Source organism: Paenibacillus sp. Negev47 (assembly GCF_058313655.1).
Map to the genome: position 1 here is coordinate 3,724,627 of NZ_CM177754.1, position 15,866 is coordinate 3,740,492.

Here is a 15,866-nt window from a genome sequence, read left to right on the forward strand (position 1 = left end):
TCACCATTTTCTATTGTCATTCCTAGTGGCCTGACTCTTCTTTCATCTCACCTTCCTGATGCATCTCATTACCTTCTCCTTCTTCACCATGTCCGTGCTCACCATGCCCATGTTCACCCATCATGTCCATATTCTCTGTATTCTGTTTCCAGTCATGAGAAGCAAGATCCTCAGCGGTCATAATGGTTCCCACACCTTGCTCTGCAATGAAAGCTTCAGCCGAAGGCTTGTCCTTAAAGTTAAGAATGCCGTAGGCCATAGGCGTTCGCAAAGAAGCGTCGTACACGTACGTGGCTTTGCTGTATTCAATCCATTCCTTATCATTGTAATCACGCACATAGTCCATGCCGATGTTATCGGTGCCATTTTCTGTTTTCCACTGGTTCATACAGCCGATATCATCGAACTTGTAATTTTGACCGTCTTTGGTTGTGAGCTGCGTTGCATACGCATCATCCTTCACCTGCATTTTACATATCACGCAGATATCCACGTCTTCATTGATCGGCAATGCCGCGTATTTTGGTCCGCAAGCTGTTAACAGTATAATTCCAAACATAAGTACCATGACCGTTGTCCATCTTCTTCTCAAGCTTTTGTTCATTTTCGCAATACCCCCATATAGATGATTATAAAAGTTGCCAGCCCCAACAGAACTAGCCCAAACATCCACACCATATTGGAACCTGTAGCCGTTTCCACTGACATGTGCAGATCAGATTCCATATCCATGCTCATTCGTGGCGACTTGTCGGTAGTCCATTGATCTCTGCCCTCCGTAAACAAGTCACTCAGAAAGACCATGCCCGGTGATTGAAAAAAGAGCTGATACGCTGAATTTCGACTAACCAGTTGCTCATAAAATGGATTGATGGCATAGGAAATTTCACTGATCCCATCCTGATTCAGGTCGAGTCCCTGAAAAGAGTCCCAGTAATTCTCCATCATGACATTATTCGGGCTATCCAGTGCGGAAGCCTCAATGACGTTAGAAACCAATCGGTTACGTGTAAACTCATTAGCTTCTGCCAGGACCAGCTGGATTCCAACAAAATTCCGAAGCACCGCATTGCCACGGATCTCATTGCCTGAGGATTCTGCAATATTCATGCCGACACGATTACCCTCCACTACATTGTTGTGAACAGAGGACTGATGTACGTCATACAACAGAATTCCTTGGGAATGAACATTGCTACTCTGTTTGCGAAAAGAATTCCCCGAGATAACCGTATTCTTGACGCCCATAATCATGGCACCTGTCATGTTCTCTTCTCCTGTATTATCCATGACAGAAGAGCCGTCAATGTACATACAATGAATGCCATACCTTGTATGTAACAGCCTGTTATTTTGCACCGTAGACTTGCGACTGTTCTCCAGATAGATTCCATCTCTCATGCCGGAAATCTCATTGGCTTCAATGTAGCTGTCATGCGAATTGTACAGATCGATGCCATTACCCTTCTGGCTGCTGGAAGCAGTATTCGCCCCGATCCAAGTTATATTATTCCGCTGAATCGTCGCCTGGCTCGAATTCCGGATCATCATCCCGAAACCCTGGGTCTGAATATGCAGATCGGTGATCTCACTGTTTTTTGCTTCCACCTGAATCGCTGCGCTCGCTTCATTCGCATCATGTTCAATCGTAAACCCACTCAACTTCACCCCATCCGAACGAATGGTTATCGTAGAAGTGGCCTCCGTATTCATTACGATGACCGTAGAATCGCCCTGAATGGTAATGCTCTTATCAATGGTTACAGGGCCCGAATAACGACCTGCTTCAAGCTGAATGACGTCTCCGGGGACAGCAAGGTCAATTATAGGTTGAAGGGGAATGAGATCACGATGTCCAGAGGAGGCCATGATCGCACCGTGCGGAAGAGACAGTAGAAGCATCATCATACCTATCAGAAAAATTAAACCCCAAACCCTGCTTTTGATGCAAACGCCGAATTCATCTAGCCTTGTCGAAGGATTACCCATGAACCTTCACGCGCAATTCTGGCTTCTTGTTACAGTTGCTTATTGCTGTGGCAATGCATTCAACGAGTCTTGCGTTAATCCCACATATACGTTGGTTGTACACACCATCCCTCCATTCCATTTAAATTCAACTATTCATGACTTTCATCCATTGAAGCTCAGCAACAAATGAAGCGTTATCACATTCCTGATCATAGTGTACTTAAAATGATATTTTTTCCATATAGCTCAATTAGGCTATAGACACTGCATTTTTGTGTCGATATTGTGATGTAAACCCAAAAAAAGCCGCCATATAGGCGACTTCAAATTAAGCGTGCATTTTAATCCTTTTTACCCAGTATTCCGTAAAGGAACAGATTGCCCAACTCCTTTCGTACATTTATGTTCAGTTTTTCTGCGAATGAAGGTTCGCTCAACATGGCCATAATTCCATTCATGAAAATCATGATGGCTTCTGCCGATACACCCCCTGATATTTTCCCCTCGGCTTTCCCCTGTTCGATTAGCTTCATAAGCTCGGGAATGACAACGTTTCTGGCGTAATCTTCAACATACTCTTTGAATGCCGGATCTTCGAACATAAAATTCTTCATGCCCTCATTATTCAACGTCTCTTGATTGTTTACGGACACCTCATACATTTTGCTCATCTTGTCTTCAAAAGGAATACCAGAGTTCATTAAAACACTGAATTCCTTCCCCGACTCATCCATCTGGTGATAAAAAACCTCCTTAGCCAGTTCTTCTTTACTTCCAAAAAAATTATATATGGATGCAGGAGACACACCAGCATGTTGCGCGATCTCCCTCACACCGATTTCTTTAAAATTACGTGTCATAATCATATCGGTTAGTGATTGCAGGATTTGCCTTTTTTTCTGTTCTCTGCGTTTTTCGAAGCCATTCATGGAATCTACCGTCCTATTCTCCGCAAGTTATGTAACAATATATCTCTATGTTATATTTTTATTGACTTCTGATCAAGTCAGTAATATTATGTAACTGGGATTAAAGATGTTACATAACTTACTGTGGAGGTTGAGATCGATGATCAAGGTTCACTCATTAACGAAGATCTATTCGAATGGTAAGGGAATTCGGGATGTGAGTTTTGACGTTAAAGAAGGAGAGGTCTTTGGATTTCTCGGGCCCAATGGAGCCGGAAAAACAACTACCCTACGCCATCTGATGGGATTCGTGAACCCCTCCAGCGGGAAGGCAACTATTAACGGATTAGACTGCAGAAGGGAAGCAGCACAAATTCAAAAGCATCTGGGTTATGTGCCTGGTGAGATGGCATTTTACGATAACATGACAGGCATGCAGTTTCTGGACTTTATTGATGATTTAAGAGGACGTAACGACAAATTGCGCCGTAACCAATTAATCAACCGATTCGAGTTGGAATCAGATCGAAAAATCCGGAAAATGTCCAAGGGGATGAAACAAAAGGTAGGATTGACCGCCGCTTTTATGCACGACCCTGCAGTGGTTATTCTTGATGAACCTACAAGCGGGTTGGATCCGTTGATGCAAAGAAGATTTGTGGAACTAATTATTGAGGAAAGGAATCGGGGCAAAACCATATTGATGTCTTCCCATCTCTTTGATGAAGTCGATCACACTTGTGAACGGGTAGGCATCATACGGGAAGGATCAATCATAACCGTGGAGAACATAAACTCGCTAAAACGGACACTGCCGAAGAGTATTGTAGTCGCTCTGGCGCATGCGGAGGATATGAAAGTCCTTCAAAATAACGGACTCCTTTATACTGAATTGGTTCCCTTACGTGTAAAGATTGAAATTACGGATGGATATGACCAAGTGCTCAGGGTACTCTCCCAGTGCAAGGTTATTGATATGGAGTGCCCTCCCCAAACGCTTGAACAAATTTTCATGGACTTTTATGGGAAGGAGCAAATTTAATATGTCTTGGGCATTATTTAAAGCAAACATGCGGGCCAATCGGTTCATTTGGTTACTTATTGTAGCCATTTATTCTTTTTACTCCATTATGCTGATAGGTATGTTCGATCCGGATAGCGTCGATGCATTAAAAGAAATGTTGAACATGCTTCCTCCTGAGCTCATCAATGCTATGGGAATGAACGTTGGAACCACTTTGCTTACCTTTCTTTCCGGAACACTTTACAGTCTTCTTCTCTATTTGTTCCCCATGATTGTTTCCATCATTACGAACCACCGAATAATGGCTGCTCATGTTGATAAAGGAAGTATGTCCTATCTGCTTTCAACGTCCAACTCAAGAAAACGGATTGCTGTTACCCAAGCGGTTTACAGTCTAATTTCAATAACAGCGATCTTTTGCTGGATTACGGTACTAACTCTTGTTGTATCATCTGTCATGTTTCCGGGGCTTATGGATATCAACAATTTCATTTGGCTTAATCTTTACGCCCTACTGATGTATTACGCCATCAATGGCATCTGTTTCTTCGCTTCTTGTTTGGCGAATGAAAGCAAGTATAGCCTTGGACTCGGGGCCGGTATTCCTGTAGCGTTTGTACTACTGCAAATGCTGGGTGATTCAGGAGAAACATTGAGCTGGATTGGCAATATTTCATTATATTCCTTGTTCGATCCGGTGCGATTGTTCGAGGGTGACAGCTTTGCGTATATGGGAATGGCTGTGTTCGCAGGACTTGCAGCACTTCTGTATGCTGCAGGAATCGTTATTTTTGATAAAAAAGATTTGCCTATTTAATCCGGTTATAGATTGGATATACTCTCGCAAAGGGCTTGCAATGATGGAAAAACGCAAACGGGACGAAGCAAGATAGACCTCTGCTTCGTCCCGTTTGAACGTATTCGATATTATTACTCGACCAATATGATTTTTAAGGGCTTTTGAGACAGCCACTTTTTTTAGTTTCTACCTAAAGAAAATAATATCACATACGGCGCCTTCGGATAATCATGTTTCAAATGGATAGGTCCAAAATGTTTCTCTACCAAAACGTTTCTTGATTTCTTCATCATTCAGCTCACGGTCTCCTACAAGCTCTGCTGCCTGGAACTGTGAACGATGGGCACGAATGGATGCCATTTTTCGGTCCAAAAATTCGGATACGTCAACGAATACATCCGCTTTGCCAATATACTGTTCCTGATTGTTAGCGAACGCCGCACAGTGAACCACCGGACGCTCAGCCACAGGAAGTTGAGTAATGGTACGAATGACAGCGGCTCCCGTCGCATCATGGTCGGGATGTACGCTGTACCCTGGATAGAAAGTGAAGACCAGCGTGGGGTTCAACTCTTTAAGTAGCGACATGACGGTGTCTTCCAGTAACTGCGGGTCTTCGAACTCCAGCATTTTATCGTGGAAACCCAGCATTCTCAGGTCCTGAATCCCAATCGCTTTAGAAGCTTCGATGAGTTCCTGTTTACGGATGGCAGGCAACGTTACTCTGTTGGCAAATGGAGGAATCCCCATGTTTCGCCCCATCTCGCCAAGTGTTAGACAAGCATAGGTTACATGGGCACCGCCATCTATGTATTTGGCTAACGTTCCCGATACAGAGAAAGCTTCATCATCTGGATGTGGATACACTACCAAGATGCGCTCATGCTCGTTATGTGTAGTATTCATGGTTATTCCGTCCTCCGCTTTCATTAGAACATCTCCCGACTCAGTTGTAACGCCACAACCAGCTTGCCTTGGCTGTCGTGACCAGCTAGAATCAGTCTTTCTTCTTCCTGCTCATCAATGTGTGTAAGGCCTTCGGCGTAGATCCAACCTTGAGTTGTTTTCAGACCAACCCGGTAAGGACCTGTACCTGAGATGGAACCCTGCGTATATCGAATGGCCGCATTGGTAATGAATGCCGATGCTGGATGTCTTGTACTGTCCATGTGTTGTGCGTAAGCACCTGACGTGAGTTCTAGATGTACGTATAAGTCCTGATCAGCAAGATTATTGATCCGGAGCTGAATGTCTTGAGGTTTTATCGGTTGCATGGCGGCCTCCTTGTCTAATGTAATTGTTCGAATTTCATTTTAACATAACCACGAGAGAATATACATGGAAGGACCATGCCACCTGATCATAGAGCCTTCTATTAGAATCGGGCAAACTCTGGGATGAACTACCTATAGTCCTTGTTCAGAACTGCCGCTGCCTGTCTTCACCGTCTGTACCTGATACATATTTACAGTTGTGCTTATCAGATAATCCGGTTTCTCCTGTGTTCTTTTCTCACGGTGGCCTTTGAGATGTACATCACTTTTCTCCCAGTTCTTCCATGCTTCTTCCGATTCCCAGCGTATGATGACCATCACTTCTTCGTTCTCTGCATTTTTCTTGTTAACCATGACACTGAAATCAATAAGACCGGGCATGTCCACAACCGGAGTTGGACCACTGAAACGTTCCACGACCTTATCGCTATTTCCCTTTTTGACAATGATGCTTCGAGTTTGAATCAACATAATAACTCCTCCTGATAGTCGCATGCCTCACATTATGCAAGACATGATAACATGTTTTATTCTCTTATTTTAATCTAAATGAAAATCATTATCAATGAAGAGGGTTCATTTACATTTGAAAACAAGAACAGATCAGCGTGTTTTTTTCTCTTTTTATTCATCGATGATCTCTATATGATGGAGTGTAGGCAAAAAACGCCCATGATGAACATCCTTAATTCATATCATTAAATTGTGCTCAAACATGTTTGGAAAGGAGTTAAACTCGACTTGAAATCTCTAATACAACTACTTCATTTCGGCTATCATCAGGCGATGAGCTGCATATTTCCCGTAGCGATCTTTGGAACACTGGCCCTATCCAGCGTAATTCCGATCCCTTTCCTTCATCGATATGATGCCATTCTGCTTGTATTGCTCGCTGTGCAGTACCTGATGTATCGAAGCGGCTTGGAGACCCGGGATGAAATCAAGGTCATCTGTGTATTTCACATTATTGGCCTGGTGCTGGAGATCTATAAAGTATGGATGGGGTCTTGGTCTTACCCTGAGCCAGCTTACACCAAAATCCTGGGTGTCCCTCTTTATAGTGGATTCATGTATGCAAGTGTAGCCAGTTTTATGTGTCAGGTGTGGCGAAGACTGCGAATGAACATGACCGGATGGCCTGGTTTTGCACCTTCCATTCTGCTCGGAGCAGCTATCTATATCAACTTTTTCACCCATCATTTTATTCCTGATTTTCGCTGGTGGCTGACTGCGCTTGTATTTATTGTCTTCTGGAAAACCTGGATTATCTACCGGGTACGAGCAACGACCTATCGAATGCCGTTATCGCTCGCTTTTATCATTGTCGGTTTCTTCATCTGGACTGCAGAGAACATCGCTACATTCTTCAATGCCTGGAAATATCCAGATCAGCATGATGCATGGCAGCTGGTTAGCTTTAGTAAGATCAGTTCGTGGTTCCTGCTGGTCATCATCAGCGTCATCATCGTTGCTCAGCTCAAATATGTGAAGGCCAATCGAACCGCAGGTGATTCAAAGTCCAGTTAACTATTCATTCTCTAACCGTAAAACAGCAGCAATCTTAGACTCGTACATAAAGTCTTCGAATGCCGCTGTTTTTTTGCTGTGCTAATGTACTCGTCAACTGCTCACAACCTTAAAAGTATCCTAATCAACTATCAACCTACACGTAGAAAAGGCTACCAAAATGGCGACTCTTTATACGTCTTATGCATCAAATACTGCTATCTGTTCCAGCACTAGTTCCCCTCCAGCTTCAATTTCAAGCTCATAGATGCCATTCTCATCAAGTTCACATAGGCAGGCAGTTCTGCTGAGCATCTCGCATCCTTTCACCCATTCAGGAATATGAAGCTTCGTATTGATCCGCCGATCCGCGACAAGTTCTGCCCGGAAGAAGCCCGAGCTCCGATTCCATGTACAGGATATTCTACCTCCTGGTAAGCACCAGTCATGAATGGAACCTCGTACCCACCGTTCTGGCAATGCCGGCAGCAGCTTGATGCGATGTTCTGACACATAGAGCAGCATTTCTTGTACTGCATTAACCCAGCCCATATTGGCATCCAGCTGAATCGGAGCTGCAGGCATGGACATACATACCCCCATATTGCGCCAGTCATTATGCAAGGTATACCCATTACTCAGTACACAGGAGCGCGCAAGAATATCGAGACTTTCCAGCGCCCGCTCACCATTGCCAAGTCGAGCATATATGGACGACATATGTGCAAGGGACCAGCCACTCTGAGCACCAAGCCTTCGCTGATCAACTGCTGTCTCGAAAGCCTGAAACAATTCTGGCTGTTCTTCACGGGTGACCTCCTGTCCTGGAAATACAGGATACAGGTGCGATAGATGACGATGATCACGTCGATCTTCAAAAGCAGGATGCAGCCATTCTTTCACAGCTCCCTCCGATTGAAGAAGATAATCAGGCATACGCTCTAGCATGGCTTCCCAACACGGAATCATAGTCGTATGCACACTGACTAGTCGGCTGGCTGCAATGACATGCTGTAGCAGTTCTTTAATAATGGCAATGTCCATAGTCGCATTGATGGCTGTAGGCATAGGGTGGGCCAGTGGCTGTCCATGCTTAGGCATAAAATTCTCAGGTGTATTCTCTGGCGAAACAGACGGGTATATTTTATACTTTCCGTCTTCACCCAGCACCAGAAAATCTTCATAGAACTGAAGGGCCTCCTTCATGAAGGGCAAGGCTTCCTCCAGCAGAAACTGCTTATCCCCAGTGAACTGATAATGTGCATAATAATGTCTGGCGATCCATCCTGCTGCTCCCGTCCAATTCATGATTACCGGAACAATCTGGTTAGGCACCCCGATACCCGGTGTTGTTCCAGCGGGAATGTAAATCCCGCGGCAGCCATATAGCTTGCGGGCATTGTCCCGAAAGTCATCCATTAATCCGTTGTAATAGCGGAACAACGAACGATTCAGATTGGATAAACCACCTACCGCAGTGTGCCAGTACATCATTTGCACATTCTCATTCGCCATATTGTGGCCCCAGATCAAGCGATAATCTCCACCCCACAAGCCGTATAATCCAAATGGCAATCCGCTATGTTCAGAGGTTCCACTGATGAAGAGATATCGACCATAGGCCCACATTTTACGCACGAACCCTGTAGGTGCTTCACCTTCATAGGCTTCCAGAAGCAAGTCTTCATTACAGCGCCCGTCATCCGTTTCATCATCCAGATCAAGATCAGCGGACCGAAACAACGGTTGATGCAGTGAGATATGCCGATTCAGCAACGTATTGTAGTCGCTCTCAAGCGATGCGAGTTCCTGCTTCAACCGTGTCCATTCCTGCGCTCGTCTGCCCGTAGCAAACATTTTAACAAGTACAAGCACTTTTCCAGAGGTATGGAAATGAAGTTGCCTGCTAAGCATGTCTTCGTTAGGTTCGCTTTCCTTTTGTTGATCATGACTCGCACCAGGTATTTCGTTCAATTGGATCAGTCGCAGCACTGCTCCGTAGTCCTGTCCATCGTCATTCTGCCCGCCATAGCACAGGTATTCTCCACGATCATCCCGGTCGATTCTCATTGTAATAGACGACTTTAGTACGTTGAACTCATCGTCTTCTCTCACCCGGTCGCCCTGTGGGAATAGCAGGCCTATCGTCCCCGACAGCAATGAATGCCCAGCCGAATCTGTTCCCTGCGCACTTACTCCATCTTTCACTCTATGAGTCTGGATCTCATAGACAATACAATCGTCTGCACGTGAGACGAACAGACTTCTTGTATAGTTGTGACTTCCGTCCTGCCAGCGCACATGAACTTCCCCTGTGTCCATATCCAGTTCCCGGTGATATTTGCGAAAAGCGTTATTACACGTCATGCCCACCGTCATTGTAGCCAGTGGATATCGGGAGGACAACCTGGACGTGTAACCTTCTGCTTGCAGTGTACGGGTCAGATGCCAGCTTGCCTCCAAATATTGTTCCTCATCCATTAACTTACGGGTTTCTGATAAGGTATGACTGACATCGGGCAGCTCATCTTTGCGCCCCCAATGCCATAATTCACTGTGCTGCAAGAGAACGGTCTCCGCTTGAATTCCGCCTTGCACTGAAGCACCAAGTTTACCGTTTCCGGAAGGTAGTGCTTCTCGCCACATCCCTTTCCACCAGGAAGAGGGATATTTCAGCAACATCTTGTTCCTGTCCGACCGTATGCCTGTAGTATCTGTATGGTCTGTGTGTTGATTCACGCTTCTTCCGCCCCAAGTCTCTCCATCTCAATACTGGCTAGCAAGAATGGGGCTACGCCCATCTGCACATCGCTAACGACCTGTTCACTGATGTAATATTCATAAGAACCGTCCCGATACTTCTTCCCACCGAGTCCGGCACCGTGACAGATGTGGTGCAGATGCACCCCTTTTTCATCTTCAGTGACTAACCGCTTCAATATGCCTGCATAGGCATGATCAACGACTTCACGGTCCAGTTCAGCCAGATAATGTAATCGGAGGCCTTTGGCGAGTGCATAGGTCAGCATACAGGAAGCAGAGGCTTCCAGATAATTGCCTGCTCTTCCGTTCTGATCCATCACTTGGTACCAGAGTCCACTATCATGATCCTGAGCATGAGCAATCGCATGGGCCATTCGTTCAAATATGCCCATGATCTGTCCGCGCTGTGGGTGATCCACGGGAAAGTGCTCCAGTGCATCCACCACGGCCATTGCATACCATCCCATGGCCCGGCCCCAAACATGAACGGATCGACCAGTATCTTGAGCGCACCAACGTTGTTCCCTGCTCTCATCCCAGGCATGATGGAGTAGGCCATTACGCGGATTACGAGTCTTTTGCTCGATCAACAAAATCTGTCGTGCCACTTCATCGAAGCTCTCGGGATGATCGAAGGTGCTCGCATATTCCGCCAAAAAGGGTGAAGACATATAAATGCCATCCAGCCACATCTGAAACGGATATATTTTCTTATGCCAGAATCCACCTTCACTTGTCCGGGGCTGTCCTTTAAGCTGGTCAACCAGGTGCTGAATCGCCTTAACATATTTGTCATTGCCGGAATTCTTCCACTGGCTGAACAGATTTTTGCCTTCATTGATCATATCCAGGTTGTAATCATTCAACCGGTAGGTCCGAATGGTGCCGTCATTCTCGATGAGCTCATCCATGTGACGCGAAACAAGTTCCGCGTAGCGGGATTCTTGATTCCATTCGGCGGCGCGTTCCAGTGCCATCAGCGTCATTCCGCCCACATAGCCCCATTTGCCTGCAATCTTGGGATGATTGCCATTCTGACATTCGGAAAGCAAGGTATCTGCTATTTTGACAGACATTCTCCGTTCCTGTGTCACTGACTTTGTCGAAGTTCCAAGCATATCGAAATCCTCCTTCTGATGGATTAGGCCATCTGTACCGTTCTTTCGGGGTTTAACGTTCTGATGATTACATCAAAGGATGAAGACCTTCCCACTTCACAGTCCAGCTTCCATCCCGTGGAAATCCTGGATTCGCTTGTTCTCCTGCCCCTGTCCAGCCGGCAGCCATCATGGCGACAGCGGTTAGGAGACCACCGTTCCCGGGAAGATATGCCCACAACCCTGCTCTCTGATAGTTGTGTCCATTAGGCAAATATGTGTTCTTCGTGGCATCCATCAACAGGAAATCCACTGCAAGCTCTGGTTCATTCAATCTGGCTGCTGTCATCGCGCACATCGGAAAATCCCAACCCCAGGCGGATTCCCAGTCCCAGCATTCTTTGACCTTGAGCAACGTATTTCTCATGATCTCCGGATCGATTAATGAACCTGGCAATAGTCCAAGTGCTCCAACCATCGAGGGATGATCATGGTTCTTAACGGTGTAAGTGTCCGGACAATTCTCGTGTGCGAGATAAACTCCGTTCTCATGTCGAGGTTTAGCCATGTACGAAGCCACTCTTCGCCAGTCTGGATTGGCTGGATGATTCAACCGCTCTGCCCACAAGATGGCTATCTCCAAGCCGAATTTCCAGTACTCCAGTTCATAGGGTGGATTCAAACTATCGTTCATGGCGTGATTCTCCTGCGCAGGGATAAGCGGCGGACCTAGCACATACGCTTGCCTTTTCCCATCCCAATGGGCATAGGACACCATAAAGTCAGCCGCTTCAAATACGATATCCTTATACCTTGTTAACATGGCAGGATCAGGCCGGGACAGATAACACATCTCAGCTAGTGCCATGGGATGTGGTTGTTGCCAAATCAATCCCGGAGCTACCGGCGACGGAGTCTGATGCCCGTTATAACCCACCATTTTAGGCCATCGCGCACCGACATAACCTTGAGAGCATGCCAGTTCGCGGGCTTCTGGCAGGATGGTCAGGTACCAGTCCATACTCTTGTACAACAGATCGGTCCGATTCCAGAGCGGAAAATGCGCTGCATGCCACCAATGCATCTCCAGATGCATTTTGCCGAACCAGCTGTTGTACATATATCCGGTCTCCTGCGGCGGCAAGGACCCACCGCTGTGCACCGCACTCAGGAACTGGGATAGGACTACTCTGCGCTCCAGTTCGGCAGCACGCGGATCTGAACTGCCTTCAAAATTAATCACTCCGCCATCGTTCCAGAACTGATTCCAGTGGACCGAGCTTGATCGCAACACTGCATCTGCTGGCAAGGTTTCCGGCTTATGTGCAGCAAAAGATACACTGCACGACCAGATGTCCGAGTCTGGTACGGCCTCGGGAGATAGTGTGAATTCATGAGTTCCCGTATGTTCCAGCTTGCCTGCGTCCCAGATCCATTCCAATGCATACTCATCTTCATCCAGCACACGTTTCAATGATGCGGAAGTCGAAGTGACCGATGTCAACACAGTAGAATGTCTGTCATGTTCATTCCAGTCGGGGAATACTGATTTTGACCAGCTCCGGTGTGTCATATCAGGGGATGGAAATACAATAAAAAGTTGCATACGCTGTTTACGAATTAAGCGGGATTGTACACGAATGGCGATACAATCTAACCGTGGGTCACAGGCTGTCTCTACACGCACTTCTTCCCCCTGCACGGTAAATTCACTGTGCAGAATTCCGGTCCATAGATTCAATTCCTGACGTACCGGGACGACATGGGTGGCGTCCGTCTCCCGACCATCTTCTCCTAGCAAACGAAATGAAATGCGTCCAAGCTGAAGTCGATGCGGGTTCTGCCTAAGCCAGTGATAGGCTTCTTCCTTGTCTTCCGGCTTCATGGGATATGGCACTTTGCGGCCATATGTCTCAAATGCCTGATAGACAATATCCTCATCTCCGAATACGTGATGACCGCCCGTATAATGCCAACCCCAGTTGGATTGTGTACCGAGAGGTATTTCATACAGATCTGGAAACGTCTGAAGTCCCGTAAAATCAGCGCTGAACGCAAATTCTCCATTACCCACCGATAAAGGCGATCTCGGCTCAAGCTGCGTTAATACCGGATAATTTCTTCTGACAACTGATTGTCGATCCATCAATGGCTCTGCCTCCTTGTCATTCTATGGGTACAAGTATGGGTCAAGATTCCCGTAGTACACCACTGCGGCTTCGCATTATTTCTCTGTACTTACCCGGTGTAATGTCTTTGTATTTTCGATACACACGGATAAAGCTGTTCTCATGCTGATAACCCACCATCGTTGCGATCTCGGAAATTCTGTAATCCGTATCCAGCAATAGTTCACAGGCACGTTCCATCCGAAGTTTAGTGAAATATCCGTGGATGGTATCACCCATCTCCTGCTTGAACAACTGGCTTGCCAAACTGCTTCCGATCCCGGCATGCTCGGCAATCTCCTGAATGCTTACCGGGTCTTCCAGATGCTTGTTCATAAACGTAATCATCTGTTGGCACAGTATGAAATCCTTGCTGAGCATAAGGCTATCGAACCAATCAGCCAAACCTTCGATCTGGCTTCGCAGCACTTCACAGACAGCCTCCAGATGCATGGTCCGCATATCCACCATTTCGAGTCCGCAACCTTCTGTCTCCCGCTTTAGGCGAATTCGTTCAAGTGTAGCTGCAACAGCTTCAAGAAAAGCCAGCGCTGATGAAGGTTGCCATTGCTCGTGCGTCATTCGACCGATTATTTTGTCAAAATTCCTTAGGGCTTCTTCGCCTCTGCCTGCTTCAACGGTCTCCGTCAGTTGAGTCATGAATTCATGTTCTTCCGATGTATTCCCGGTCGGTTGCAGACCCGAGATCTCTTCAAACGAAATAACTCGCTCATACCCCCGGTACAATCTGTAATCCAGCGCACTCTCCGCCTCATGCATGGCTCGCTGAAGTCGCATGAGTCCGTCGTGCCCCCCGCTTACACCGCTCGACACCTGAAACTTGAGTAAGCGGGGAATCATGCCAATCGTCTCTCGTATTGCTGTCGCTACGCTCATTCCCCCGCCAGAATCAAGTGGTTGCAGCATTACGAGCATCCGGTCTCTGCCCAGATCGGCAGATAACACTCGCCACTGTCCAGACAACAGTTCAGCAATGATGTTACCAATGGCAAATTTCAGCAGGGAGTGATCCGACTTCGTAAAGCGTTCACACCAAGCCTGATAATTGTCAATCGACAACATGGCAATAGAAAGTGACTCATCGCTCCAATCCTTGAAGTAACGGCACCATTTCTCGTTAATTTCCCGACTTCCTGTCATATGTCCGTTATAAATATCCGTCAGAAATTTGGATGAAGCTTCCGGAAGGGTCTGCCTGAGATTAATGGCCTGCTGAGCATGATCCGTTAACAATTGACCCGTTATTTTCTCCAGATCGATCTGTTCCGGATGGATTCTCTCCTGGTCGTACCCACTCAGTAATTGCCTCATGCGTCTTACCGGTCTAAAAGCAGCTGCATTGTAAAATGTGATCGTAGCCGCTCCTGCTGCAAGAGCCAACAGAGATACGATAAAGACAATATTACGGATCTTCTGTGCATTAGCCAGCAGACTGTCTTGTGATATCACGGACAGATAGCGCCATCCGGTGTACGGTGAAATGACCTGTGAAGCCAGTAAAAGCTTACCTTCATGCTTAAACTCACCAAGCTTTTCACCGTCCAGTTGGGTGAGCACATGACTGACCGCTTCCTCTCCAACAGCATAGTTGCCGAGATCATATAAAGGCTGGTTGTTGGTGTCGAGGATGAACCGATGGCTGTCAAGGTCGGAGACGGATGAGAGCAGCATGTGCTCGAACATCTGCTCTGTCTTGAAATTGACTGCGATAATCCCTTTCAACTCGCCAGCGATCATTATTTTTCGGTAAAGTGTAATTTGCGGCATGGACGCACCAGAAGAAGTGGAAATCTCACGTTGCTTGACCAGCATGGGACGTTCTTCAAGTTCATCGGCAACGCCAACCCAATCCGAATCAGGGAAATTAACCTTGCTGGAGCTGTAGCCTTGTGGGAAGGCAACGATGCTCTCCCGATTCATATCATAAATGTAAGCGCTCTTAATAAAGGACGTACTACTGATTAAGGTTTCCAGAAATTGTACCAGCTCCGTAATATTGCGGTATGATCCCTGTACTTCATTGGTGAGAAATCGGTATACATTACTGTTCAGTGCAATTTTCACCGCAATCTGATCACTTTCCCGGATCACTTCATCAATATCATTCATGCTGATACGCAGCATCTGGTGCTGCGGCTCACTTAATTCCTGCTGTAACACCGACTTGGAAGAATAATACGTCGTCATCCCCACCGCAATAATAATCATGAAGACAACAACAGTCAGAATCAGCAGCAGCCGGGTCTGGGTATTAGTGACATTGAATTTTAGCCACTTCAAGAAGGAAAGGGTCACAGTTATCCCACCTCATATGCAATATACCGATATTATACCG

Annotated in this window: 13 protein-coding genes; 3 read left to right on the forward strand and 10 right to left on the reverse strand. The window is 46.4% G+C overall.

What is annotated here, in order from left to right:
• Positions 1-22: 22 nt before the first annotated feature.
• The 3 genes from AC4G47_RS16655 to AC4G47_RS16665 form a co-directional block, all read right to left on the reverse strand.
• The gene (locus AC4G47_RS16655) at positions 23-604 is read right to left on the reverse strand and encodes a nitrous oxide reductase accessory protein NosL (protein ID WP_491101884.1); all 582 of its coding nucleotides are present in this window, start codon (positions 602-604) and stop codon (positions 23-25) included.
• The gene (locus AC4G47_RS16660; protein ID WP_491101885.1) at positions 601-1,869 is read right to left on the reverse strand and encodes a right-handed parallel beta-helix repeat-containing protein; all 1,269 of its coding nucleotides are present in this window, start codon (positions 1,867-1,869) and stop codon (positions 601-603) included. Before AC4G47_RS16660 ends, AC4G47_RS16655 begins: the two co-directional genes overlap by 4 nt.
• Before the next feature lie 443 nt (positions 1,870-2,312).
• A complete protein-coding gene (locus AC4G47_RS16665) occupies positions 2,313-2,900 on the reverse strand; it encodes a TetR/AcrR family transcriptional regulator (protein WP_491101886.1) in 588 nt (195 codons plus the stop codon).
• Between the two features lie 139 nt (positions 2,901-3,039).
• On the opposite strand from AC4G47_RS16665, the gene AC4G47_RS16670 reads away from it, so the two are divergent.
• Both AC4G47_RS16670 and AC4G47_RS16675 read left to right on the forward strand, forming a co-directional pair.
• Positions 3,040-3,921 carry an ABC transporter ATP-binding protein gene (locus tag AC4G47_RS16670; protein ID WP_491101887.1) on the forward strand — a complete coding sequence of 294 codons (882 nt, stop codon included), beginning with the start codon at positions 3,040-3,042 and terminating at the stop codon, positions 3,919-3,921.
• A 1-nt stretch (position 3,922) separates the two neighbouring features.
• Positions 3,923-4,720 carry a hypothetical protein gene (locus AC4G47_RS16675; RefSeq protein ID WP_491101888.1) on the forward strand — a complete coding sequence of 266 codons (798 nt, stop codon included), beginning with the start codon at positions 3,923-3,925 and terminating at the stop codon, positions 4,718-4,720.
• A gap of 210 nt (positions 4,721-4,930) precedes the next feature.
• On the opposite strand, the gene bshB2 is transcribed toward AC4G47_RS16675, so the two are convergent.
• The 3 genes from bshB2 to AC4G47_RS16690 all read right to left on the reverse strand — a co-directional run bounded on the left by bshB2 (position 4,931) and on the right by AC4G47_RS16690 (position 6,447).
• A complete protein-coding gene (bshB2, locus tag AC4G47_RS16680) occupies positions 4,931-5,608 on the reverse strand; it encodes a bacillithiol biosynthesis deacetylase BshB2 (protein WP_491101889.1) in 678 nt (225 codons plus the stop codon).
• Between the two features lie 23 nt (positions 5,609-5,631).
• Positions 5,632-5,976 (reverse strand): YojF family protein, encoded by a 345-nt coding sequence (locus AC4G47_RS16685; protein ID WP_145317477.1) that lies wholly within the window; start codon positions 5,974-5,976, stop codon positions 5,632-5,634.
• Between the two features lie 132 nt (positions 5,977-6,108).
• Positions 6,109-6,447, reverse strand: a complete 339-nt coding sequence (locus tag AC4G47_RS16690; protein WP_458126812.1) for an antibiotic biosynthesis monooxygenase — start codon at positions 6,445-6,447, stop codon at positions 6,109-6,111.
• A gap of 270 nt (positions 6,448-6,717) precedes the next feature.
• On the opposite strand from AC4G47_RS16690, the gene AC4G47_RS16695 reads away from it, so the two are divergent.
• Positions 6,718-7,503, forward strand: a complete 786-nt coding sequence (locus AC4G47_RS16695; protein ID WP_491101890.1) for a DUF817 domain-containing protein — start codon at positions 6,718-6,720, stop codon at positions 7,501-7,503.
• A gap of 180 nt (positions 7,504-7,683) precedes the next feature.
• Here the strand turns inward: AC4G47_RS16695 and AC4G47_RS16700 are convergent, their stop codons facing one another.
• From AC4G47_RS16700 to AC4G47_RS16715, 4 genes are all read right to left on the reverse strand, one after another.
• A complete protein-coding gene (locus AC4G47_RS16700) occupies positions 7,684-10,221 on the reverse strand; it encodes a glycosyl hydrolase family 95 catalytic domain-containing protein (RefSeq protein WP_491101891.1) in 2,538 nt (845 codons plus the stop codon).
• The gene (locus tag AC4G47_RS16705) at positions 10,218-11,363 is read right to left on the reverse strand and encodes a glycoside hydrolase family 88/105 protein (RefSeq protein ID WP_491101892.1); all 1,146 of its coding nucleotides are present in this window, start codon (positions 11,361-11,363) and stop codon (positions 10,218-10,220) included. Before AC4G47_RS16705 ends, AC4G47_RS16700 begins: the two co-directional genes overlap by 4 nt.
• 67 nt (positions 11,364-11,430) lie before the next feature.
• Positions 11,431-13,488, reverse strand: coding sequence for a glycoside hydrolase family 65 (locus AC4G47_RS16710; RefSeq protein WP_491101893.1), 2,058 nt, complete (start codon positions 13,486-13,488; stop codon positions 11,431-11,433).
• A gap of 43 nt (positions 13,489-13,531) precedes the next feature.
• Entirely contained in the window at positions 13,532-15,826 is a 2,295-nt protein-coding gene (locus AC4G47_RS16715; protein WP_491101894.1) for a helix-turn-helix domain-containing protein, read from the reverse strand.
• Positions 15,827-15,866 lie beyond the last annotated feature (40 nt).